Origin of the sequence: Psychrobacter arcticus 273-4 (assembly GCF_000012305.1) — a bacterium.
GTDB lineage: Bacteria > Pseudomonadota > Gammaproteobacteria > Pseudomonadales > Moraxellaceae > Psychrobacter > Psychrobacter arcticus.
This window is the reverse complement of record NC_007204.1, coordinates 372293-398250: the sequence shown is the minus strand read 5'-3', so window position 1 is coordinate 398250 and position 25958 is coordinate 372293. Positions and strand designations below refer to the sequence as shown.

The following is a 25958-nucleotide window of genomic DNA, read 5'->3' as shown; positions in this document are numbered from 1 at the left end:
CTTCTTGTATATTTTCAGCAGTAGCGCGAGGGACGAGCGCCGAGTAAACCATTAAAGTAAGACGACACATGACCCGCATATTTGCCCACTTTAAAAGAACTCAATGCTGAGGCCATGCTTTTTCGTTTCTGTATCATTGCTCTTTTAATAGCAAGGACTTGCTCTACTCCCCAACCAACGCCAAAAACTCTTCCTCACCCACCACCTTCACACCCAATTTCTCCGCTTTCGCCATTTTTGAGCCAGCCTTATCACCTGCTAGTAGCGCAGTGGTTTTTGCCGAGATGCTACCGGAGACTTTGGCACCGAGCGCTTGTAGTTTTGCTTTGGCTTCATCGCGTGCCATGCTATCAAGTGCGCCGGTTATAACCCACGTTTGCCCATCGAGCGGCAAGCCCTCTGATACCACTTGCTCGACCTTATCCCAATGCACGCCAGCTTCGCGCAGTGCAGTGATGACTTCGATATTGTGCGGTGCGCGGAAGAATTTATAGGCAAGTTCAGCAGTAATAGCGCCCACATCTGGCGTGAGTAGCAGTTTTTCGATACTGGCAGACATTAAGGCATCAAGGTCGCCAAATTGCTGGGCGAGGTTTTGCGCCGTCGTCTCACCGACACCGCGAATACCCAGCGCATAGATAAAACGTGATAGCGTAGTATGTTTACTGGCTTCAATGGCGCTGATGATATTTTGCACCGACTTTTCGCCTAGTTTTTCAAGCGTAACCAGTTCTTCTTGATGATTGTGCAACTGATAAATATCAGCGACCGTCTTGACCAAACCATGCTCAAAGAAGCTAATGAGCCAGCTCGCACCAAGCCCATCGATATCCATCGCTCGACGTGAGACAAAGTGAATGAGCGCTTCTTGCTGCTGCGCGGGACAAAACAGTCCGCCGGTACAACGTGCCAATGCTTCATCTTTGGGCAATACCACAGGAGAGTCGCACACCGGACAGGTCGACGGCAGCTGTACCGGTTCAGAATTTTCTGGACGTTGCTCATGCCAGACACGGGTCACTTTAGGGATGACATCACCTGCACGATGGACGCTGACCATATCGCCTGCACGTACGTCCAATCGCTGAATCTCACCGAAGTTATGCAAGGTAACATTGCTGACGGTAACGCCACCGACTTTCACTGGCTCAAGCTTGCCAACTGGGGTGATTTGCCCAGTACGTCCGACTTGCCAGTCGATAGCATGCAAGCGCGTCATGACGGTTTCGGCAGGGAATTTATAAGCGGTTGCCCAGCGCGGCTCACGTGATAGAAAGCCAAGCTGCTGCTGTAATGCAAGGCTATTGACCTTAATGACCATGCCATCAATCTCAAACGGCAAATCTGCACGCGTTGCAATGATTGACTCATAATAGGTTTGAGCCTCGCGTGGGTTTGATACCACTTCGACTGCACTGACGCTAAAGCCAATATCTTTTATCCATGCGAGCGCTGCTGACTGAGTATCGATAGTGTCAAGCAATCCTTGATTGACTGAATAGGCGTAAAACGCCAACGGACGACTGGCGGCTACACTTGGATCAAGCTGACGTAAGCTCCCAGCGGCAGCATTGCGTGGATTGGCAAAAGTTTTTTCCTCTTTTTCTGCCGCTAGGCGATTTAGACGCTCAAAACCTGCCTTGGGCATCAGTACTTCACCGCGCACCTCTAACAGTTCGATGTCAGCGGCATCAGCGAGCCAAAGCGGCATATTGCGAATGGTTTTGGCATTTTGGGTGATATCCTCGCCCGTTTGACCATCACCGCGCGTAACCGCTTGCGTAAATTTACCGTGGACATACTTGAGTGATACCGCCAAACCATCCAGCTTTAGCTCCATCTCATATTCTGGGCTTTGCTGAGCCACGCTTAAGCGATCATTAACGCGGCGCATAAAATCACGCAAATCATTATATTCAAAGACGTTCCCAAGCGATAGCATCGGGATGTCGTGGGTCACTTGAGTAAAAGCAGGCAACGGCATATCACCGACTTGATTGATAGGGCTGTCAGGCTGTACCAAGTCTGGATATTCTTCTTCAAGCTCAAGTAAAGAGCGACGTAATTGATCGTATTCGCTGTCTTCTAAGATAGGATTATCGAGCACATAATAGGCATAATTATGCTGCTTAAGTGTATCGATAAACGTACGCATCTGAGTGACGATAGCATCATCATTGGTAATAGGTTTTGCAGTATCGATGTCTTTAGAGGTAAGCGGTGAGATAGCATCAGTCATAGTCGGCGTCTTTTTCTTTGCAATTCAAGATGCCGATATGATAACAATTTTGCAGGATGCTCGGATGACATTTTAGCGAAAATTAGGATGTTGAAATACTCACAGACCGAAAACTATAGTCGGTGAAAAGTAATATCGATACAACACGTACTACTGGTGCAAATTTTTCTTGCTTGCTGTGCCTACGCAGACAGAGGCTGCAAAAAATTTACACCAGCAATACGGTAGCGATTTTAAAGTATTTCAACTATATAAAAGGCAAATAACGTTATCGCTATTTGCCTTTTATGGTACTGCTACTATTTATCTATTTTTAATCGACCTTGGTAGCGATTAACCTTCATAGTCGCGCACTTGATTGCGCAGTTGCTGCTTGTATTCAGGGGTGATTGGGTCATTCTCTTCATCAAGCATAACGGCGTCCAAATCGCTTGCCATCATATAAGCGATGCTCATCATACTATCGAAACTGCGCAGCGCTTGTGGATGCGGCAATGATAAGAAGACCACCACGCCGTTGTATGTATTAGTTGCCACGCTATGTGGATCAAAAGGTGCGATACCACTATCGGTAATGCCCATCATACTAAACCAAAGCATGCCAGTACCGTCTTTTTGCTCATAGCGATGGAACATATTCATCGCGCCATAGCGCAGACCATATTTATCAATTAATGCCAATAAGTCACGACCACGAATCACCGCTTGCGGACGGTCACGATATTGGTGCGGCAAGATGGTGATATTAATATTGTCTTTGGCGTTGATAAGAGAAGCGTTCTGCGCGTCATCAACTGGCTTTGATAAATGCTGATCGAGTATCGGGCTATTACTATCAAAGCTTGGCTCTTCTGCCGTATCAATAGATGGCACCAGGCTGTCCGTCGCCGATACCAAGCTTGAAAATGCATCAGGCTCTTGTTCGATATTCATTTGATCAGCGACTTCTACAAACTCGCTATTGCCAGCGTGCTGCTGTTCAGCCTGCCAGCGTGCATAGTCTTCATCATCTATTTGGCTATAATCGTCGCGTGCATCATCGCCTATATGATTGTTGGCAGCCGTCAACTGCTCATCGTCATGCTGATACGATTGGGTCATAGGCTTATCTTCAACGACAGCATTTAAATAACTACGGTCAGGAGTGATACTGGTCTCTCCAGCGACCGTATCATCCAAATCTGGCTGGTCGACGATATTGCGCTCATGACGCGGTATGATAGGAATACCGTTTTTATCATAATTGACCGCAGCAGCTTCTGCATTTTTGCGACGCTTAAAGCCACGCATGACCATAATTAGCCCAGCAAGCACAATCAATGCGGCAATGGCGATCAATATAAACTGAATAGCGGTCATGAGAAATAATCCTAATATACGACAAAAGGGAATACATAAGAGGGAATAAATGGCAATAGTCTAGCATGGCTAATTAATATCGTCACCATATAGTCATCGTTTACCATGAGGCTGACATACTTGCGTGACCTTATGACCTCAGCCCTAACTATACCACTGACAATCGCTGCCAGTTATCACTATTTTTGCTATTCAGCGATGCTCTTAATCAGAAAGGTAACGTGCTGCCTCATCAAGCGAGACGCTGACCAAAGTTGAAATACCAGCGTTTGGCATGGTGACACCTTTTAGCTCATCAGCAATCTGCATCGTCAGCTTATTATGGCTGATAAAGATAAACTGCAAGTCGTCTGCTAATTCATGAATGAGACTGGTAAAGCGTGCAACATTCGCATCATCGAGCGGTGCATCAACCTCATCAAGCACACAAAACGGTGCAGGATGCTGCTTAAATATGGCAAAAATCAAACTCAGCGCGGTCAGTGTCTTTTCGCCGCCTGAAAGCACGGCCAACCGACTGTTACGCTTACCTTTTGGTTGTGCCATCAAGGTAAGCCCCGCGCGCCACTGTTCTGATTTTGGCGCATTAACAGGCATATCTTCCACATTCAAGGTCAAGCTTGCTTGCCCGCTGCCAAAGACTTTTTCAAATAAATTGGCAAGCTCATTATTGACCGCATCAAGCGTCTGCATAAATAGCGTCTTGGTGGTTTCATCAATTGACGCAATCGCCTCGGTCAACGTCTGCATGCTGGCAGCAATATCTGCTGTCTGCTGCGCGAGTGGCTCTAAGCGTTCATTAACCTCCGCCAATTCTGCCACCGCGGCAAGATTAACCGCGCCTATTTTACTTAATTGCTGCTCAAGCTTACTACGCTCAGTCTCAAGCTCAGCGATTTTATCTGGACGTACACGGCGATCATGAGCGATAAAATCTGCTAATAAATTTGACACGCTCATTGTTTGCTGCGGGTGCTGAGCTATGTCCGATTGCGCTTTATATTTATGGCTCACTTTATGGTAAGCATCTAGCGCTGCTTGTGTATGATTGCTAGCATCATCTAATCTCGCTGCGCTTAGTGCTAGCTCGGTGGCAAGACACGCAAGCTCGCTTTGTTGAGTTTGTAAGATATTTTGTACGGTATCCAGCTCGACCTGCTGCTGATTATACTCTTGCTTCAGCGCTGTTAATGCTGTCTCGCGCTCTGTTAACAGTACCTGTTTCTCATCGCGCGCTGTTTGCGCTGTTTGCAGTGCTGCTTGCAGTGCTGGCAGCTTATTTTGCTGCTGTTCATAATTTACTTTTAGTCTTTGCTCACTTTGTAGTGACTTGTCGTGTTGCTTGGTAGCACGTGCAAGGCTGCTCGCACTATGCTCCAATCGCATCTCGCTCTGCTGAACACGAAGCTGCAAGGCTTGCCAAGCGTCATCATCTGCCTGACGCGTGCGGGTTAGCTCACTGCGTTCCGCTTGTAATTGCTGAGTTGTCGCTCGCGCATCAGCTATCTGTGGCGTTAGCGCTGCTATCTCGCTTTGGATATCCTGCTGCTCATCATTAAGCACTTGCTGCTCTTGAGCTAATTCCTGCTGCTCTTGCTCAAGAGCAGCTTTATCAACAGTTAGGCGTCGGCTGTCCGCTTGTAAGCGCTCAGCATTAGCGCGTTGAGTGGTGAGCTGCTGCTGATATTGATGTTTATCACGGACTAATTGCTCAGCTTGGGCACGCGTCTCTTCTAAGCTGACCGTTAGTGCATCATAGTTACGCTGGTTATTAGCAATAGCCTTTTTCTGGTCTTGTATTTTGCTTTCAAACTCATCAAGCAATTCTTCTAACGCTTGTAAACGGCTACGCTGCTGTAAACGCTGTGTTAAAAATTGACTGTTACTATCATTTTGCCCATCTTGCGCACCCACAAAATTACTGATATTCATCGTACCCTGACGACTGATAAGCCAGCCATCAGACGTGAGCAAAATAGCAGATGGCGGCAATACTTTTAAAACTTCTTCAAGCGCTTGTTTATTATCTGTCTCAGGTTGCGCAATATATAGATAGCATTGCTGCAAAAGTGCTAAGTTCGGTGCGGTAATCAGCTGCGATAAAGGCCGTACTTTATCAATTAAAGTATCTGGCAAATTACTGATAAATGGCTTTGTAGCTAACTCATTTTGCGTAGCAGATAACCATAAGCTGTGACCGCTCCCTACTGATGATTGACCTTTACTATTATGCTCGTTTTGTGCCGTTTGGTAAGTAAAAAGATGGGTAAAGTCATGTCTAAGAACTTGCCATAGGCTACTCGCTTTTCGAGAGTCATCATTGGCGTGTGATTGATTGGTTGGATTAGCAATTAATACATGACTTTCCAACCATAACGCCAACACGCTATCGAGTAGCTGTGCATGTTCTCGACCTTTTTCGCTTAGCTCAATCTGATCACGCAAAGTAGTAATGGCTAATTCATGAGAGTCGCTGGCTATTTCGTTTTCTAAACCAGTCTCCGAAATAGATGCTGGCGGTTGAGGTTTTGCCGTAGGTTTAGGATGTAATATTTGATGCAGGGTATCATACTCAGCTGCCAATACAGCGTGACGTTTTTCATGTTCATTCAACTCACGCTGCTGCATATTTAATCGCTGCTGTAACTCATGCGCTTGCGGTTGTAGTTCGGACAGGCGCTCATCGATGCTATCTTGTTGCCACTCAATCTGCTGCAACTGTTTGTTTAGCTCAGCAACTTGCGTCTCTAAGGTCTGATGTAAATTTTTCACATCCGCTTTTTCTTGCCCATCAGAACCATCATTATTACCAGGTGGTGATAGTGATTGTTGCATTTTCTGCCATAAATTCTGCCAACTTTGCTGACGGCGCTGCCATTTATCATGGCTTTGCTGATGGCGCTTTTGTGCTTGTGTATTAATAGCTTTTTGCTGCTCAAGTGTGCGAGCATTATCTTGCAGCCGTGATAATTGATTTTGCGCCTCATGCCATGCGCGTTGTAATGGTTGCTCGTTACGTTTATGCGATTCACGTTTTTCATTCAGCTCGCTAAGCTGCGGACGCAGTTCTTCTAATATATTCTGCTGCTCTGCTTGTTCAGATTTTAGACATTCAATCTCAGCAACTGCTTGTACGCACTGCTGATCCAAGCTAGCAAGCTGCAGCGCGGTAGCACTCAGTTGTGACTTTGTAGCGCTGAGTTGATGTTCAGACTGTTGATAGCTTAGCTGCTGCTTATAGTGTGCACTTTGAGCATCGTCTTTTAGCCACTGCTCTTGATTGATATGCGCAGCAAGCTTATCCTGCTTAGCTTTTAGGGTCTCATGGCTGGCTTGCAGGGCTGAGACCTCATTAGTGCTACTCTCATGGACGATTCTTTGCTGCTGCTGATTGTGTTTGGCTTGATATAATTGCTGAATGGCAAGTTGCTGCTTGATATCAGCAAGCGTTAATGCCAGTTCTTCGTAGCGCTCAGCACTGGCTGCTTGCTTAGACAGTCGCTTTTGTTGGCTAACCAGCTCACTTTGCATATCATGTAAACGTGCTAAATTGTCTTGGGTCCTCTTAAGTTTCTTTTGCGTTTCTTCTCGGCGTGCTTGATAGCGCGACACCCCTGCCGCCTCTTCGATAAACTCACGCAGCTGCATGGGGCTAGATTCAACAATACGCCCAATCATCCCCTGCTCAATAACCGCATAGCTACGCGCGCCAAGACCCGTACCTAAGAATACATCGACGACATCACGGCGACGACAGCGTGTGCCATTAATAAAGTAATCCGAGCGTCCATCCAAATTTACCTGACGGCGGACAGACAGCTCTTGATATAAATTAAACTCGTGGCGAATACCCGTTTTCTCATCTTGCGTATGCTCAAAAGTTAGCTCAACACTGGCAACACTTTTGGCGGCTTTATCTTGCGTGCCAGCAAAGATGACATCACTCATCGCCCCGCCACGTAACTGCTTGGCAGAGGTTTCGCCCAACACCCAACGAATGGCATCAATCACATTTGATTTGCCGCAGCCGTTTGGCCCGACAATGGCGGTAATGCCATGACGAAAGGTAAAAGTCGTTGGATTGGCAAAGGATTTAAAGCCTGCCAGCTTAAGGGATTTTAGACGCATGAAGGATCAGTAAACTTAGCAAAAACAGGCGGCTATTCTACCTGAAATTAGAGTGAGTTTTTAGGGTTAAAATTATAAGTGCATAAACGATTTTGATTGAAGGCTTTGATTGAACCCTTGAAGTAGTTTTTGTTCTACTTGGCAAACCTCATTTTGATTCAAGTAACAGTTATTAAACTCTATCAGCGATTGCCACGTGATACTGGCGATTTCTAAATGTTTCGCCACTTCTAGCAATTCATCTTTTAATAAATGCTTATATTTTTCAGGCTTGGTCTGACACATAGTTATTTCTTGATTTATGAGACTTTGCTTATCTTCTTTTAAAATGCTACCACCAATGAATAATAATAAAAACTTTGTATCTTTATCAATAAATCCTATTTTTAATAAATACTCGTACATTAGGCAATACTTTAATATTTGGTCAGCATTTTTTTTACCATTAAGCTTTAGTTCATTGGCAATTAATACATTCGCCTCATGGTTATAGGATAAATTATCCATAAACATAGCGTTTAGTTCGGTACTATATTCAAAGATACCACTATTACCATGTGTCGACCATGAACCGCTTTGGTCGAAATTAATGAATTGTCCATAGAATAAATTTAGATAACTATCACTACATAAACTTAGGAAAATATCGAATTCTTTATTTAGGTAATCTTCAGAAAAAAACTTAACTCGGCGAACAGCTTCCCTAGCATTACAAATACCCGTTGTTTTCTTTGAGTAAGTTTCTAACTGCTCAGACTCATTCATTTTTTGATTAAGCTTTTGACTAATAGCTTCCTCTATTTCTTCTAGACTCTTATCTTTCAATTCTAGACTTGTTGTCCATTCAATAATTTGACGTACATATTGTTTTTTGCTGATACCAAGTACACGCTGTGGCTCCCATACGAGAAACTCTACCATGTTGGATAAACCTGTCGTCCATGGAATCTGGTCTTTTAGATGGCTGATTGAGCCAAACACACGGCGATATTTTTCTGCAGCTTTCATTTACCAGTACCCTTAAGTTAACGCTTTAATTTCTATTAAAATTTAAAATCTTTATATAACCCCAAGCCCACTTAACAATAATTGTCCACCAGCAAATAGCAGTAGCACACCAAATGCACGCTTAAGTGTCAGCACAGGTAAGACATGGGCAAGCTTGGCTCCGACTTTTGCCATAATAAAGCTAGCCGCTGAGATACCTAAAAATCCTGAAATATGGACAAAGCCTATCGTGCCCTCAGGTAGATTGGCGACATCTTGACCAAACCATGCAAAACCTGCCGCGCCAGCCAATGCCAGCACCGGCGCCAAACTTCCCAGCGTACACCGCCACGCTTATTATGGGCAGTGAGTGAGCTGATTGAGGTCACAACGATGGTTGCAAGCGAGGTACCAATAGCCAAATGAGTCACCACTTCTGGCGGAAAATTATAAGCAGTAAAAATCCAGACCAATGCTGGCACGATAATCATGCCGCCACCGACGCCGAACAAGCCTGCGCTGACACCCGCAAACGCCCCTGCAATCACAAACCATCCATATAACATCATCGAATCAGCCTTTTATCCTGCATTTTTTATATTAAGTTATTTTATCTTTTTGGCACTTACTTATGATGCGCTTAATTGCATTTGCCAAATCATCAGCCGACCTTTATCCTATCTACTCTATAGTTGACATACTTTAAAGTCGCTACCGTATTGCTGGTGCAAATTTTTTGCAGCCTCTGTCTGCGTAGGCACAGCAAGCAAGAAAAATTTGCACCAGTAGTAGGTGTTGTATCGATATTACTTTTCACCGACTCTATCTTGTTTATCTGTGACAATCGCTCAGTATATCAAAGATTTCCCCTGCCACATTTATCAGATTTTCTATATTAACCACATCGAAAAAACTTATGCTGCCACTCGACTCTTTATCTGACTGCGCCTCTAAGTCATACCTTCTTACTCATTTGCCAGATCTTAACCATAGGCATTTATCTAGCAGCGTCTCGACCAACAGCGAGCTTATCGCAGCAGTACAGGATGGCACGCTCAATGCCACTGCAATGCATCTACTGACTGCCGAAACCCAAAGCGCAGGTCGTGGACAACACGGACGCTCATGGCAATCACCACGCGGCAATGTTTATCTGTCGTTATATCATCCTGTTCATATTCCCATTAGCGGTTTATTGTCGTTAATCATTGGCGTTGAGCTGGCAAAAATGCCCATTATACAAACATTAAATGACCAGCTATGTGCGCAAGGCTTAACGCCCATAGGGGTAAAATGGGCGAATGATTTAGGCTTTTATTCATATCAATATCACCATCAATCTGAGTTGCATAAAATCCTATTAGCAAATGAAATGACGCCATTTCATAAGCTTGCGGGTATTTTGATAGAGCCAGTTACTCAAGCGGGAAAATTAGTCGGGATAGTAATGGGTGTGGGACTAAATGTGCAAGCAACGCCCAAGCTTACTGCTCAAACCTGCGAAGGTATGAGCTATCAAGCCATTAGCTTACAGGATATCAAGCAGCTACTAGAGCCAGACAAATCAGCAAGTGCTTTGCTAAGTCTACGAGAGCTTTATCAGCAAATGAGTAAAGCATTAATGGCAGCAATGACACGTTTTGAACACTTAGGTTTAGAAAAACCAACCGGTCAAACCTATAATTTAGACAGCTTTTTAAAGCAATTTGACTCGATGGATGCCCTAGCAGGACTGCGCTTACGCATCACTCAAGAGCACAATGGTCAGACAGAGACGCTAACTGGCTATGCTTGCGGTATTGATACACATGGATGTTTGCAATTACGCCAAGATAACGGTAATATTTCTGCGCTTTTTACCGGACGCATCGACGTTATTGATAACGCTTAAAGCATTTACTTAATGCGCTCTATCTAAAGGGAATTTTATGCTCTGGCTTGATCTCGGCAACACCCGCCTTAAATACTGGCTGACCGATGATATCGGGCAGATAGTCTCGCATGATGCCAAGCAACATTTACAAGCACCTGCCGAATTACTCATGGGTTTGACCGACCGCTTTGAGCGTTATGCCCCTGACTTTATCGGTATCTCATCAGTGCTCGGCGATGATCTTAATATCAAAGTCTCAGAGACGCTCAGTCGCCTTAATATCCCGTTTGAATTTGTTCACGTCGATGCCAATTATCCACTGATGAAAAGCGCATACAACGACGAGCAGCTCGGCTGTGATCGCTGGCTACAAATGCTCGGCGCGGTGGATAAAACCAAACGTCAATGCCTGATAGGCTGCGGTACAGCCATCACCATTGATTTGATTGACCATGCGACGCATTTGGGTGGTTATATTTTCCCGAGTATCTATTTACAGCGTGAGTCGCTATTTTCTGGTACCAAGCAAATCACCATCTCTAACGGTACTTTTGATAGTGTCAGCCAAGGTATCACTACGCAAGACGCGGTGCATCGAGGGATATTATTATCCATCGTTGGGGCAATCAATGAGATTAGCACTCGTCATCCCAACTTTGAAGTGATTATGACCGGTGGCGATGCGGCTATTATTGCCCAACACGTCAACCGCCCCGTACGGCTACGAGATGATTTATTATTAAATGGTCTGGCACGCTATTTTGATCATAGTAAACAGTCTTAGCAATTTAAATTGCTTTTATAGAATACCAATAAAAAAGCAGTACGCTTAAAACGTACTGCTTTTTTAGTTTAGTAACTGCTGAATACACTTTACAATATTTTTTACTTAGTCTCGTTAAACAATTCACGACCAACCAACATACGACGAATCTCACTGGTACCCGCGCCAATCTCATACAGCTTGGCATCACGCCAGTAACGACCAAGCGGATACTCGTTGGTATAGCCATTACCGCCAAAGATTTGAATGCCCTCGCCTGCCATCCAAGTGGCTTTTTCAGCACACCATAAAATCACACTGGCACAATCTTTACGCACCTCTCGACTATGACCGGCAGCGCGCTGATCTAACATATCGAGGTTTTTACCGACGGTATATAAGAAGCTGCGTCCTGCTTGCAAGATAGTATACATATCGGCAACTTTACCTTGAATAAGCTGAAACTCACCAATCGCTTGACCGAATTGCTTACGGTCGTGGATATAAGGCACGACATTGTCCATCACCGCTTGCATGATGCCGACAGGACCAGCTGCCAATACTGCTCGCTCGTAATCCAATCCACTCATTAACACTTTAACGCCTTCGTTTAAGCCACCTAAGATATTCTCTTTAGGTACTTCAACATTATTAAAAGTCATCTCACCAGTATGACTACCGCGCATGCCCAATTTATCGAGCTTTTGCGCGGTGCCAAAACCTTCCATGCCTTTTTCAACGATAAAAGCGGTCATGCCTTTAGCACCTAATTCTGGATTGGTCTTAGCATAAACCATCATCACATCAGCATCAGGACCATTAGTAATCCACATTTTGCTACCATTTAGCACATAATGACCGTCTTTTTCTTCGGCTTTTAGCTTCATGCTGACGACATCAGAGCCTGCACCAGTTTCACTCATGGCCAGTGCACCAATAAACTCACCACTGATTAATTTTGGTAGATATTTTTGTTTTTGTGCTTCACTACCATTACGTTTGAGCTGATTGATACACAAGTTAGAATGCGCACCGTAGCTAAGTGCCACAGAGGCAGAGGCGCGGCTAATCTCTTCCATCGCTACCATGTGGGCGACGTAACCCATGTCAGAGCCGCCGTACTCTTCGGGAACGGTGATGCCATGTAAACCAATGTCGCCCATCTTTTGCCATAAATCCATTGGAAACTCATCGCTACTGTCAATCTCGGCAGCACGTGGAGCGATTTCTTTGGCAGCAAACTGTTGTACCATATTACGTAAGGCGTCGATATCCTCGCCAAGCTGAAAATTCAATCCAGGTAAACTCATAACTGTTCCTTTTATTTTGATGTTTAATTGCTGAGATATTTATTTAATTTATGACCAACGGTATTTTTAATGCCATTGGTTAAGACTGACGTTTATTAATCAAGGCACGCGCCACGTTTGAGCCGTTAGGGCGACCCAAAAACTCACTGATACGCTCACCCGCTACGACCAATTTATCCAAATTAATGCCAGTGCTGATACCCATACCATGCAGCATATAAACCACATCTTCAGTTGCGACATTGCCCGTTGCGCCTTTGGCATACGGACAACCGCCAAGTCCCGCTACTGAGGTATCAAATTCACTGACGCCCATTTGTAATGCCGCTAAGGTATTACTTAATGCTTGACCATAAGTATCATGAAAATGTCCCGACATCATGGTTATATCAGCATACTCTAGTGCGGCTTGTAACGCCCGCTGGACCTTAAGCGGTGTACCAACACCAATGGTATCAGCAATGCCAATCTGCTCTGAGCCAATCTCAACCAAACGCTTGGTAACATAGGCTACTTGGCTTGGGTCAATTTCACCTTCATAAGGGCAACCAACTGTGCAAGAGATAACGCCACGCACCTTGATGCCTTGCGCTTTTGCAGCAGCAGCAACGGGTGCAAAGCGCTCGATGCTTTCATCAATACTGCAATTGATATTTTTTTGGCTAAAAGTTTCACTAGCCGAGCCAAAAATAACGATTTCATCAGGACGATGCACGATAGCATTTTCAAAACCACGCATGTTCGGCACCAACACCGAATAGCTCACATCACTTTGGCGTGTGGCCGCAAGTGCTTCGAGCAGCGCGCTATTGTCACCCATTTGCGGCACCCATTTTGGCGATACAAAGCTAGCAGCCTCAAGCTTTTTCACTCCTGCGGCAATCAAATCATCGATAAGCCTTTGCTTAACCGCAGTTGGTACCGTCATGGATTCATTTTGCAAGCCATCACGTGGACTGACATCAACGATGGTGACGTGTTTTGGGTACGAGATACTCATACTGATTATCCTTTTTACTTACTGTCTTCATTGTCAATACGCAATAGCTCATCACCATCGGCAACCAAATCACCCGCAGCAAATAATAATTCTGCAACCACGCCATCTGTCGGTGCAGTAATGGTATGTTCGATTTTCATCGCTTCGATGACAGCTAATGGCTCGCCTTTTTTCACGGTATCACCGACTGCTACTTTAAAGGCAACGACTTGACCTGGCATTGGCGACTTTAAGCTACCGACCGCTGCATTCTCTTCGCCGACGTGCGCCATGATATCAACAAGCGTAATCTCATCTCGTCCGTTATCAGTAAACACATAGACGGTCTCATGGTTTGTCCAGCTTTGGGCGTTGATACGGGCACCTTCCAACCACAATATATGGTTGTGTGCGTCAATGCTGCTATAGCTGACTTGACCCTCATAGACTGTCGACGTTTGCGCCGCAACATTAATATTATCTTGAGTGTCCGTATTGGCGACTTCTTGTTCAATGACAAGCGTAAAGCTACTGAGCTTTTCAGCACCCTTTTTGTTATCTGAACAACCTGCATTGTGCCAGTTACTGATACGGGCACGATAAGGCTGCTCTGCACAAACCAAGCTAAACGAACGTGTATAATCGCTAAAGGCACGGAAACCCGTAGGCTTGCTAAAGGGATCAGCATCTGACCCATATAGTGCCGCCTCACTAGCAAGTTGCTGCGTAATAGCAGTAACCACGAGCGTTGATAACTCAAGCGGATGCTGATGAAACAGCTGCTCACGCTCACGCTCAATCAGCGCTGTATCAAGATTGGCTTGGCTAAACGACTCGGTATTAAGAATATAGCGCAAAAATGCCACATTATTAGGCAGACCTACAATGCGCGTTTGAGCGAGTGCACGATCAAGCTTGGCTAACGCCTGCTCTCGCGTTGGTGCATGCACAATGAGTTTTGCAATCATAGAATCATAGAACGGACTGATGACATCGCCTTCGCGTACGCCATCGTCAATACGTACATCTGCGCTGTTCTTGTTAATGATAAAGGTGCTATGCTCAGGCTTTTGGTAAATAAATAAAGTACCCGTCGCTGGTAAAAACCCATTGTCAGGATTTTCAGCACAAATACGTGCTTCAATCGCATGTCCGTTTATCGCGAGCTCTTCCTGTTTTTTCGGCAATGGCAAACCTGCCGCTACTAGCAGCTGCCATTCCACCAAGTCTACGCCAGAGATGGCTTCACTGACCGGATGCTCAACTTGCAGACGGGTATTCATCTCCATAAAATAAAAGTTCATCGAGCCTTCGCGCTGCTCAACGATAAATTCAACCGTACCTGCACCAAAATAATTGACCGCACGCGCCGCTTCGATTGCAGCGGTTCCCATCGCCTCACGCATCGCAGTATCAACACCTGGCGCTGGCGCTTCTTCTAATACCTTTTGATGGCGACGCTGTACTGAACAATCTCGCTCAAACAGATGGACGTAATTGCCATGCGTATCACCGAATACTTGAATTTCGATATGGCGTGGTTTTAGGGCGTATTTTTCGACCAATACTTGATCGTTACCAAAGCTGGTAATCGCTTCACGGCGGCATGATTCTAATAAATCAATAAAGTCACTGGGCTGCTCAACGATACGCATGCCTTTACCGCCACCACCAGCACTGGCTTTAATCAATACAGGATAACCAATGCTGTCTGCTTGCTGTTGTAAAAACTGGGCATCTTGATTTTCACCGTGATAGCCGGGTATCAATGGCACGCCAGCTGCTTCCATTAAGCGCTTTGACTCGGATTTACCGCCCATGGCGCGGATAGCATCAGCCGATGGACCGATAAAGACCAATCCTGCATCTTGGCAAGCTTGGGCAAAATCTGCATTTTCACTTAAAAATCCATAACCTGGGTGAATCGCTTGTGCGCCAGTCTCTTTGGCAATCGCAATGATAGCATCGCCTTTTAGATAGCTGTCTTTAGGAGCCGAACCACCCAAATAAACTGCTTCATCGCAGACAGCCACGTGCTTGGCTTCACGGTCAGCATCAGAATAAACCGCGACGGTACTCACACCCAAACGCTTGGCAGTCGCGGCCACTCGGCAGGCAATTTCACCACGGTTGGCGATCAAAATTTTAGAAAACATAACTATCCCTGTATCTTGTCGTTTTATCGTTGATAAATAATCAAACGGTAGGCTGATATTCACGCATGACCGTTTACGCTAAACTGGTTTTATTATTCATTGGCAATTTAGCGAACATATTTTTTATTGCTACTCTGCTACTAGCCAATTGGGCTGACGTTTTTGCAAGAATGCTTGTACACCTTCTTTGCCTTGCTCTGATGAGCGGATATCAGCGATGCCTTTGACGGTATCAGCAATCAGCTCATCGGTAATGGCTGCGCCTGCGACTTCATGCAATAAGCGCTTGCAGGTTTTGACCGCTTCAGGGCTATTTTTGACCACTTTGGCACAAAATGCCGCAACTGCTTCATCCAGCCACTCTTCGCTGACGCGCTCATGGATAAAACCAAGTTGACGGGCTTTTTTAGCATCGAATACTTCAGCACTTAAAAAATAACGCTGCGACGCTCTAGCACCTAGTGCTCTAATCACATAAGGGCTAATGGTCGCAGGCGCTAAGCCCAAACGTACTTCACTAAGACAAAAATTGGCAATTCTCACAGCGATGGCCACATCACAAACGGCAACCAAACCCATGCCGCCTGCATAAACATCCCCTTGAATAGCCGCTATCGTTGGCTTTGGACACTCATAAATAGTCTTGAGCATTTGCGCCAATTTATCCGCGTCTGCCAGATTTTCCTCATAGCTATAATCCGCCATAGCACGCATCCAATTAAGGTCCGCTCCCGCACAAAATGCTTTACCAGCAGCAGCTAGGACGATGACACGCACTGCATCATCAGCACCAAGTGACTTAAATGCGTCGGTCAGCTCAGCAATCATCTCATCATTAAAGGCATTACGTATCTCAGGGCGATTTAAGGTTACCGTCGCGATATGCTGCTCAACGGTGACCAATAAGCTTTTATAATTATTCAGATTTTGTTGCATAACCTTCTCTATATTTTATGTATGTATGAGCGCTAAATGACTTGCAAACTTACATTCTAAAGACACCAAAAGTTGTCTCTTCAATCGGCGCATTGTGAGCTGCGCTAAGCGCTAATGCCAACACGTTACGGGTATCAGCAGGGTCAATCACGCCGTCATCCCATAGACGAGCGGTGGCATAATAAGGATGACCTTGCTTTTCGTACATCTCACGAATCGGCGCTTTAAATGCCGCTTCGTCTTCATCACTCCACGCTTCGCCTTTACGGTCAAAGTTATCGCGCTTGACGGTTGCCAATACCGAGGCTGCTTGCTCGCCGCCCATCACAGAAATGCGCGCATTTGGCCACATCCATAAGAAGCGCGGGCTATAAGCACGTCCACACATGCCATAGTTACCAGCACCGAATGAGCCACCGACGATGACAGTAAACTTAGGTACTTTGGCGTTGGCTACTGCCATCACCATCTTAGCGCCATGACGGGCAATACCTTCATTTTCATACTTACGACCAACCATAAAGCCGGTGATGTTTTGGAGGAATATCAAAGGAATTTTACGCTTACAGCACAGCTCAATAAAGTGCGTGCCTTTTTGTGCAGACTCACTAAATAAGATGCCGTTATTGGCGATAATACCGACTGGCATGCCTTCGATATGAGCGAAACCACACACTAGCGTCGTGCCAAAGCGCACTTTAAATTCATCAAAGGCACTGTCATCAACGATACGAGTGATAATCTCTCTGATATCAAATGGCTTGCGCTTATCGGTAGGAATGACGCCATATAGCTCTTTAGCATCATAGCGCGGTGGACGTGGTTTTATTTGATTTGGAATTTGCTTAGCAGGACGGTTCAAATGACTGACGATATTACGGGCAATCGATAACGCATGAGTATCATTTTGCGCCAAATGATCAACCACCCCTGACAGACGCGTATGCACATCACCGCCGCCCAAATCTTCTGCCGTGACTTCTTCACCTGTTGCGGCTTTGACCAGTGGCGGACCACCCAAAAAGATAGTCCCTTGGTCTTTAACAATAATAGATTCATCACTCATCGCTGGCACGTATGCACCGCCTGCGGTACAGCTGCCCATAACCACCGCAATCTGTGGAATACCGGCCGCACTGAGATTGGCTTGGTTAAAGAAGATACGCCCGAAATGCTCTTTATCTGGGAATACTTCATCCTGATTGGGCAAGTTTGCACCGCCCGAATCGACCAAGTAAATACAGGGTAAATGGTTTTCTTGCGCAATTTCCTGCGCACGCAAATGTTTTTTGACCGTTATTGGGTAATACGTGCCGCCTTTTACCGTGGCATCATTACAGACAATCATACACTCAGTACCATTGATACGACCGATACCAGCAATCACACCCGCCGCTGGAATATCTTCGCCATACATATCGTGCGCCGCCATCGGAGCCACCTCTAAAAATGGTGTACCGACATCAAGCAAACGCTCTACACGCTCGCGAGGCAAGAGCTTGCCACGTGCCAGATGCTTGGCTCGCGCACGCTCTGAGCCGCCTTGGACGACTTTACGCAGGTGCTGATATAAGTCATCAACCACCTCTTGCATGGCAGCACTGTTTTGCTGAAATTCAGCGGCATTTGGACTCAGTTTACTGGTTATGATAGCGCTCATGATATCCCTTTTCTTTAATACGTAAATGCGAGTAATTTTTTTATTTTACGGTCTGGTTATAGTCATTTCAATACAATTTTGATACAAGGAAACCAAGCGCAGATAGTACAAGTAGTACATCAAGCGAGGATGACGATGTAGCGGATTTATATGAATATTACTATATTTTAGTCTTTGCTGATAAAATTCATTAGTAAAACAACTGCTAAAACGGCTCAATTTTTTATAAACCAAGCTCTTCTTTCATCTGCTCAATAATTTTATATTTCTGAATTTTGCCAGTGATGGTCATTGGATATTCAGTCACAAAGCGATAATAGGTCGGTACTTTATAATGGGCAATGTGCTCACTACAGAACTGACGCACTTCTTCTTCAGTTAAGCTGCCAGCTTCTTTAGGAATAATCCAAGCCGCCAATACCTCGCCATAACGCTTATCCGGTATACCAACGATTTGTACATCACGGATTTTAGGATGACGGTATAAATAGTTTTCGATTTCAACTGGATAGATATTCTCACCGCCGCGGATGACCATATCTTTACTGCGACCGACGATTTTGACATAGCCATCTTCATCCATAGTCGCCAAATCACCAGTGTGCATCCAGCCATCTTGAATGGCTTCACGGGTTTTAAAACGACTGCCCCAATAACCTTTCATCACCGAATAACCACGAGTCAGCAGCTCGCCCGTTTCGCCTAAGGGCACAATCTCACCTGTTTCGGCATCAACGACTTTTACTTCAAGCGCTGGCTGCACAAGTCCCACGGTCGAGACTTGTTTATCAAGTGGCGTATGCTCATTGGTCTGACAAGATACTGGACTGGTTTCTGTCATGCCATACGCAATGGTGACTTCTTTCATGTGCATCTCATCGATGACGCGACGCATCACCTCAATCGGACAGCTAGAGCCTGCCATAATGCCGGTACGCAAGGTCGATAAATCAAAGTTTTTAAATTCAGGATGGTCAAGCTCGGCGATAAACATCGTTGGCACGCCATGTAGACCCGTACATTTTTCGGCTTCGACTGCTTGCAAAACCGATAACGGCTCAAAACCATCATTTGGATAAACGATACAACCGCCATGAGTAAGAATGGCTAAATTACCAAGCACCATACCAAAGCAATGATACAAAGGCACTGGAATACATAGTCTGTCCTCTTCAGTGAAATTCATAGCCTCACCGATGAAGTAGCCGTTATTTAAGATATTTCGATGGCTTAAAGTCGCGCCTTTGGGTGTGCCCGTCGTACCACTGGTAAACTGTACGTTAATGGCGTCAGTGTTTTTAAGCTGGGCTTGACGCTCGGCGATACGTGGATCATTGGCATCACCTTCCGCCATCCATGCAGAAAACTTCTGCATAAACCCAAACTCTTCATCACTGTCTGGCTCATCAATCCAAATGATGCGCTCAATCGTTGGTATTTCAACCAAATCCAGCTGAGTGTAGTTTTTGTGGTAAATCTCAGGACACATCTCACGAATCAACTGCGCATAGTCACTGCTTTTAAAATGGCGCATCAATAGCAGTGCCGAGCAACCAAGTTTATTTAGGGCATATTGAAGCTCAAAGACACGGTAAGCGGGGTTGATATTTACTAAGATGACACCGACCTTTGCGGTTGCTAATTGCATCAAAAGCCATTCAGCGTTGTTGTGCGACCAGATGCCGATGCGATCACCAATCTCAAACCCCATCTCAATCATGCTGCTCGCGAGTTGATTGACTTGCTGTTGCAGTTCACGATAAGTCCAGCGGATGTTTTGATGACAGACGACCAGAGCTTCACGTTCAGGATATTTGGAGGCGATGGCATCAAAGAAATCGCCGATGGTCGCTTCAATCAGCGGTACATCAGGACCTTTATCATAGCTATGAGTCAGTGGGGCATTTGCCGAGCGTGCGCCCATATTGATACTGGGTATATTATTTAAAATGCTATCAAAGTCAGAAAATTGAGTCATAACGAGTCCTTTCGTTTTACTTTTTATAATGCTTATTAGTCACCTGTCACCCATTCACGCTTCCTTGAACAGGTTTTGACTAGCGTTAGCTACTATACCTCCTTAAATCGAATGCTGTCAATAATAGTAATACAATACGTATCATTTAAAAGAAAAGAATACAGTGAATTCATTAAATATGAACACAAAAAAGCCAGCACTGCATTAAGATGGCAGCACTGGCTATGGCTTATAGGTTTTTTTAATAATTATGCATTAGGGTTGGCAGGCACTTTGATAGTGACTGTTGCGCTAACTTCATCATTATCGTCGAGTAGATTCATGATTAGCTCTTCATCAGTTTCAGTGGTTACTTGCCAATTGCCAGCCGCTTGCGGTACGCCCGTTGCCATCACCGAAATCGCTTTATTTTTTAAACGAATCATCGGTGGCTTATGATCGTAACCGCTATGTTCTAGTCCCAAGATATCATCAGCGATGGTTGCTGCTTGTGCACGCAGTGGCGCTACATAACGACAAGCAACCCCATTGATAGACATACAATCACCAATCGCATAGATATTATCAGTATTAGTACGCAGCGTTGGCGCATCCACCACGATACCAGTGCGACGGTTGAACTCAACCCCAGCTGCAGTTGGCAATTTACCATCAACCGTCAAACCAGTACTAGCAATCACATGGTCAACCAGTAATATCTCAGATGTCTGAGCATCTGTATCTTCTCCATTAGAGGCAAATGGCTCATAGCTGACTTGCAGCTTACCAATATTGTTTTCACCTTCATTATCATCACTGCTACGAATAACATCCGTTACCTGATAGCCGCCCAAAAAGTTAATCCCTTGTGATTTGACTGCCGCTGCAATACGTGCGGTCGCTTTTGCTGGTAGCATTTGCGATAAAGGCGCATCATTTAAATCAATTAAGGTTACCTCATGACCCGCTTTTAGCAAGTCCTCAGCAATCTCCGTCCCTACCATGCCCGCACCAATAATGGCGACATGCTGACTGCCCGTTGCGAGTTTTTCTTGTAGCTGTCCAAAACGCTCAATATGGTTGACATGCCAAACCAAATCTTCTGGTAAGCTTTTTGGAAAGATAGGATGAGCACCCATTGCGAGTACCAGCTTGTCGTAGCTGATAGTGGCATAATTGGTATAAACGGGATCTGAGCGCAGCGCAGAGACGAGCTGTAACTGTTGAGTGGTAGCATCAATATCAGTCACCTGTGTATTAGCAAGTAACGTCACTTGCGCTGCCTTTGCAGCATCAGTGCCAGTCGCTCTTACTAAGTCTGATGCGCTTTTGTTTTGGCTAATTGCCATGGTTAGCATGGGCTTATGATAACGATCGCCGCTATCAGTCGTGATTAAGGTAATTGGCACCTCTTTGTCTTTGGCACGAATCGCATCGATGACGTGCCAGCCGGCTAAACCTGCGCCAATAATGACAATACCTTTGGCGTCTGTTGCCATAGTAGAAGGAAATGTAGTTTCTGTGCTCATACTGACTCCATGATAGATGAGGGATTATTCTAATTGTTAGGTGCTTGATGGCTATTGTATCAGTAAACAGACATTCACTCACCTATCCACTCACGCATGTATAGTTGAAATACTTTAAAGTCGCTACCGTATTGCTGGTGTAAATTTTTTGCAGCCTCTGTCTGCGTAGGCACAGCAAGCAAGAAAAATTTGCACCAGCAGTACGTGTTGTATCGATATTACTTTTCACCGACTATAGTCACTCACATAAAAATCACGGTTGGATGTATCAATATACTGATATTCTAATGCGATAAGAAATGCCATAAAAAGTGTCATAAAAAGTGTCATAAAAAAAGCATCTATAAATAGACGCTTTTAATGGAAGATTAAATGACGCTATGAAAATTTAATCGTTAATGATTTAAAATTTTCGATAAGAACAGTTGCGCGCGCTCACTTTTTGCCCCTTCAAAAAACTCATCTTTACTACAATTCTCAACGATACGACCTTCATCCATAAAGATAATACGATTGGCGACTTGACTGGCAAAGCCCATCTCATGTGTGACACACATCATGGTCATACCCTCACGAGTCAGCTCAACCATCACATCAAGCACCTCTTGAATCATCTCAGGGTCAAGTGCTGAGGTTGGCTCGTCAAACAGCATGGCAACTGGATCCATTGCCAAAGCGCGGGCAATCGCTACACGCTGCTGCTGTCCACCGGACAGCTCAGCTGGATACTTTGCTGCTTGCGCCGTTAGCCCGACGCGATCTAGATATGCCATGGCTTTTTGTTTGGCCTCAGCTTCTTTACGTCCCAACACTTTGATTTGAGCGACAGCCAAATTGTCAATAATCGTCAGATGCGGGAATAGCTCAAAGTGCTGAAACACCATACCGACGCTACTACGGAGTTTAGGCAAATTGGTTTTTGGTGCGCCAACGGAGATGCCACTGACCATAATCTCGCCTTTTTGAAAAGTCTCTAGTCCGTTGACCGTTTTTATCAAGGTCGATTTACCACTGCCTGATGGACCACAAACGACGACGACATCGCCTTTATGTACATGGGCGCTACAGCCAGTCAATACTTGAAAATCACCATACCATTTACTAACATCACTCATTTGGATGACGATTTCATCGCTTGCATGACCAGTGTTGGTGACCAGTCCGCCAAATTCATTTGTATACGTGTCAGCATTATTTATCACTGGCTCATTCATCACTGGCTCCTAACCACATTATTTTCATCATTATTAAATAAAGCTTTTAATGCATAAACTTCAACGTTAAGGTTCTCGTAAAAATTATTAGAATCTTAAACGCTTTTGTAGTTGTTGCACGCCAATAGAAGCACTCAAACTGATAATAAAATAAACAGCGCCTGCTCCTAATATATAGGGCGTTAATAAACCCATCAGCTCACCGCGTACATAAGCAGCGCGGAAGAAATCCGTTAAGCCAATCGCAAAGACTAATGTCGTATCTTGGAATAAAATAATACACTGCTGTAAAATCAGAGGTAGCATCTTGCGAAACGCCTGCGGCAAAATAATCAAGCGCATTGTCTGCCCATAGGTCATACCGAGTGCTTTGGCAGCATTAACCTGCCCACTACCGATAGATTGAATACCCGCGCGTACCACCTCTGAAAAGTACGCCGCTTCAAACATCATAAAAGCGACCACACAGGAGGTGAAAGCTGTATCGAGCTGTAAATATTTACCGGCAACCCAAAAATAAATCATCGGCACGGCAAAATAAAACCACAGCAGCACAAGCAGCAATGGCACAGAACGAAAGTAATTGACGTATAACTTGGCTGGTATCTCAAGCGCTTTGATACCAGACAAGCGCATCAATGCCAATACTGTCCCTAAGCTGATACCGCCCACTATGGCTAAAAACAATACCTTTAAAGTCGTCAGCATGCCACCCATCAAACCAGGGTAAGCAGTTGCAAGCTCGGTCATCATATTCATTTTTGACTCCCTGCAATCAGCCCAGGCACACGCAATTTACGTTCAATCAGCCCCATAATGGCAATTAAAGACAAATTGAATACCAGATAAATAATGGTCGCATAGGTATAAATCTCAAGACTGTTTTGGGTGTATTCACTAATGGTTTTGGTCTGACTAATCAGCTCCATCACCCCTACTAAAGACGCAACCGAAGCGTTTTTAAAGCAGTTGGTCAACTCCGAGCTAAGTGGCGGTAAGATAATCCGAAACGCTTGCGGCAGCAGCACTTCTTTATAGGCTTGCGGGATACTAAAGCCGAGCGCGTAGGCGGCATTGATTTGTCCTTTAGGTAGCGACTCGATACCGGTACGCACCTGTTCCACAATACGGGCAGCGGTAAATAAACCAAGACCGATACTGGCTGACAGCATGGCAGAGGTATTAGGAGACAAGTCTTTGTACCACCACTCTTGTATGGATGGCGTTAGCCAACCTGGGGCGATATAAAACCAGAAGAATAGTTGTACCAATAAAGGGATATTACGAAAAAACGTCACATAAGTGGTGCCGATAGCACGGGCAGTCTTATTAGGCAAAGTACGCATGATTCCAAAAATAGTACCAATCACCATGGCGATTGCCCAAGCAATACTGCCAATTAATAACAACCAGCCAAGACCAGTAATCATCCAATGGATATACAGCTCGCTACCGATACCAGTTTGCTCAAAAAGCACACCCCAGTTCCAGCTATAATTCATAATTGTCTCTCCGAGCAACGGTTAAAAAGCCCACGCTTTCAGACTGCTATCAAACAATTTGACAAACAATCTGAACACGTAAGCATGCTATGTTGAGGGACAAGGAGCGTTATTGCGCAGTCGCTACTTTTGGCTGATCGCTATCATGTGGATTGGCAATCAACGCTTTTAAGTTATCTGACATCTCAAACTTTAGATTGACATTTTTTGGTGGAATTGGGTTTAAGAACCATTTGTCATAAATGCTATTGATCTCGCCTGACTTAAAGACAGTGGCTAATGCATCATCGACCACAGCTTTAAACTCTGGATCGTCTTTACGCATCATACAGCCATAGATTTCAAACGATTGTGGCTCACCAACGATAACCCATTCATCTGGATTTTTTGCTTTGGCTTTTTCGCCGGCTAGTAACACATCATCCATCATAAAGGCCTCGGCACGACCGTTCTCTAGCATCAAGAAACCTTCGCCATGATCTTTTGCTGAAATGATATTGATATTCATCTTTTTATCATCGTTATACTCACGAATATAACGCTCTGAGGTTGTACCAGCAGTCGTGACCAAGGTTTTCCCTTTTAAATCATCAAAGCCTTGAATACCTGAATCTTTTTTGGTCAATAAACGTGTACCGATTTCAAAGAAACCATTTGAGAAGGCGACTTGTTTCTGGCGTTCTTCATTGTTGGTCGTTGAGCCACATTCGAAATCAACCGTGCCGTTTTGTACCAATGGAATACGAGTTTGTGAAGTAATGAGGTTATAGCGGATTTTTAGATCTGGCATATTGAGCTTTTGTTTGACAGCTTCAACCACTTTCATCTCTAAATCATGTGCATAGCCGATCGGCTGGTTAGGATCATCAGCGATGTATGAGAATGGAATAGAGGAGTCACGGTGACCGACGACGATAGTACCTGATTCTTTGATTTTATCTAAGGTGCCGTTGGTATTCGTCGTCTCGGTGCTGGTTTGGCTATTGTTATTACAACCTGCTAGAGCTAGTGCCATAAAGGCAACTAACGTTAACGGTTTGGATAGAGAGGTAGAAAGAGAATAAGTCATGAGATATGTCCTTTTATCACATTGCCACAAGATTGGAATGACATTTAAGTGCGATAGAGACCGTAAAAAACGCTATGAATTTGCGCTTATGAGCCCTATCGCTATGCATCCGTGCTGTTGCTGTTGTTTATCACTATGCAACTTAATATTACTGTACAACAAATTGACTGATGAGGGTAAATTTTTTTTACTCAGCCAACTATTTTAGGTTTTTAATTGCTTTGAGATGAAAATCCTTAGATAAAACAAGCTTTAACGTCATTCATATAGATACCTATAGTTGAAATACTTTAAAGT

The 25958-nt window shown here is 44.7% G+C and carries 17 protein-coding genes and 1 pseudogene; 2 read left to right on the top strand and 16 right to left on the bottom strand.

The window, feature by feature from the left end:
• Nucleotides 1-163: 163 nt before the first annotated feature.
• The 5 genes and pseudogenes from ligA to PSYC_RS01635 form a co-directional block, all read right to left on the bottom strand.
• Nucleotides 164-2239 (bottom strand): NAD-dependent DNA ligase LigA, encoded by a 2076-nt coding sequence (gene ligA, locus PSYC_RS01655; RefSeq protein WP_011279627.1) that lies wholly within the window; start codon nt 2237-2239, stop codon nt 164-166.
• Between the two features lie 333 nt (nt 2240-2572).
• Entirely contained in the window at nt 2573-3598 is a 1026-nt protein-coding gene (locus PSYC_RS01650; RefSeq protein ID WP_011279626.1) for a cell division protein ZipA C-terminal FtsZ-binding domain-containing protein, read from the bottom strand.
• A 204-nt stretch (nt 3599-3802) separates the two neighbouring features.
• Nucleotides 3803-7726 carry an AAA family ATPase gene (locus PSYC_RS01645; RefSeq protein WP_011279625.1) on the bottom strand — a complete coding sequence of 1308 codons (3924 nt, stop codon included), beginning with the start codon at nt 7724-7726 and terminating at the stop codon, nt 3803-3805.
• Nucleotides 7727-7798: 72 nt separating this feature from the next.
• Entirely contained in the window at nt 7799-8734 is a 936-nt protein-coding gene (locus PSYC_RS01640; RefSeq protein ID WP_011279624.1) for a hypothetical protein, read from the bottom strand.
• Nucleotides 8735-8785: 51 nt separating this feature from the next.
• Nucleotides 8786-9279: pseudogene (locus PSYC_RS01635) on the bottom strand (TSUP family transporter).
• 350 nt (nt 9280-9629) lie between these two features.
• Between PSYC_RS01635 and PSYC_RS01630 the strand changes: the two are divergent.
• Together PSYC_RS01630 and PSYC_RS01625 are read left to right on the top strand one after the other, a co-directional pair.
• On the top strand, nt 9630-10604 hold the full coding sequence (locus tag PSYC_RS01630) for a biotin--[acetyl-CoA-carboxylase] ligase (RefSeq protein ID WP_011279623.1): 975 nt from the start codon (nt 9630-9632) through the stop codon (nt 10602-10604).
• 37 nt (nt 10605-10641) lie between these two features.
• Nucleotides 10642-11370, top strand: a complete 729-nt coding sequence (locus PSYC_RS01625; RefSeq protein WP_011279622.1) for a pantothenate kinase — start codon at nt 10642-10644, stop codon at nt 11368-11370.
• A 101-nt stretch (nt 11371-11471) separates the two neighbouring features.
• Here PSYC_RS01625 and PSYC_RS01620 read toward each other — a convergent pair whose 3' ends face one another.
• From PSYC_RS01620 to PSYC_RS01570, 11 genes are all read right to left on the bottom strand, one after another.
• Complete coding sequence (locus PSYC_RS01620) at nt 11472-12659, bottom strand: isovaleryl-CoA dehydrogenase (protein ID WP_011279621.1); 1188 nt, start codon at nt 12657-12659, stop codon at nt 11472-11474.
• A gap of 79 nt (nt 12660-12738) precedes the next feature.
• Nucleotides 12739-13659, bottom strand: a complete 921-nt coding sequence (locus PSYC_RS01615; RefSeq protein WP_011279620.1) for a hydroxymethylglutaryl-CoA lyase — start codon at nt 13657-13659, stop codon at nt 12739-12741.
• 14 nt (nt 13660-13673) lie between these two features.
• Nucleotides 13674-15794 carry an acetyl/propionyl/methylcrotonyl-CoA carboxylase subunit alpha gene (locus PSYC_RS01610; protein ID WP_011279619.1) on the bottom strand — a complete coding sequence of 707 codons (2121 nt, stop codon included), beginning with the start codon at nt 15792-15794 and terminating at the stop codon, nt 13674-13676.
• 129 nt (nt 15795-15923) lie between these two features.
• Nucleotides 15924-16730 (bottom strand): enoyl-CoA hydratase/isomerase family protein, encoded by an 807-nt coding sequence (locus tag PSYC_RS01605; RefSeq protein WP_011279618.1) that lies wholly within the window; start codon nt 16728-16730, stop codon nt 15924-15926.
• Nucleotides 16731-16779: 49 nt separating this feature from the next.
• A complete protein-coding gene (locus tag PSYC_RS01600; RefSeq protein ID WP_011279617.1) occupies nt 16780-18390 on the bottom strand; it encodes a carboxyl transferase domain-containing protein in 1611 nt (536 codons plus the stop codon).
• A gap of 223 nt (nt 18391-18613) precedes the next feature.
• A complete protein-coding gene (locus tag PSYC_RS01595) occupies nt 18614-20368 on the bottom strand; it encodes an AMP-binding protein (protein WP_011279616.1) in 1755 nt (584 codons plus the stop codon).
• A gap of 248 nt (nt 20369-20616) precedes the next feature.
• On the bottom strand, nt 20617-21876 hold the full coding sequence (locus PSYC_RS01590) for an FAD-dependent oxidoreductase (protein WP_011279615.1): 1260 nt from the start codon (nt 21874-21876) through the stop codon (nt 20617-20619).
• A 395-nt stretch (nt 21877-22271) separates the two neighbouring features.
• Nucleotides 22272-22991, bottom strand: coding sequence for an amino acid ABC transporter ATP-binding protein (locus PSYC_RS01585; RefSeq protein WP_041757867.1), 720 nt, complete (start codon nt 22989-22991; stop codon nt 22272-22274).
• 186 nt (nt 22992-23177) lie between these two features.
• Nucleotides 23178-23849, bottom strand: coding sequence for an ABC transporter permease subunit (locus tag PSYC_RS01580; protein ID WP_011279613.1), 672 nt, complete (start codon nt 23847-23849; stop codon nt 23178-23180).
• Nucleotides 23846-24592, bottom strand: a complete 747-nt coding sequence (locus tag PSYC_RS01575; protein WP_011279612.1) for an amino acid ABC transporter permease — start codon at nt 24590-24592, stop codon at nt 23846-23848. The genes PSYC_RS01580 and PSYC_RS01575 overlap by 4 nt, the downstream gene beginning before the upstream one ends.
• A gap of 109 nt (nt 24593-24701) precedes the next feature.
• Complete coding sequence (locus tag PSYC_RS01570; protein WP_011279611.1) at nt 24702-25661, bottom strand: glutamate/aspartate ABC transporter substrate-binding protein; 960 nt, start codon at nt 25659-25661, stop codon at nt 24702-24704.
• Nucleotides 25662-25958: the final 297 nt, after the last annotated feature.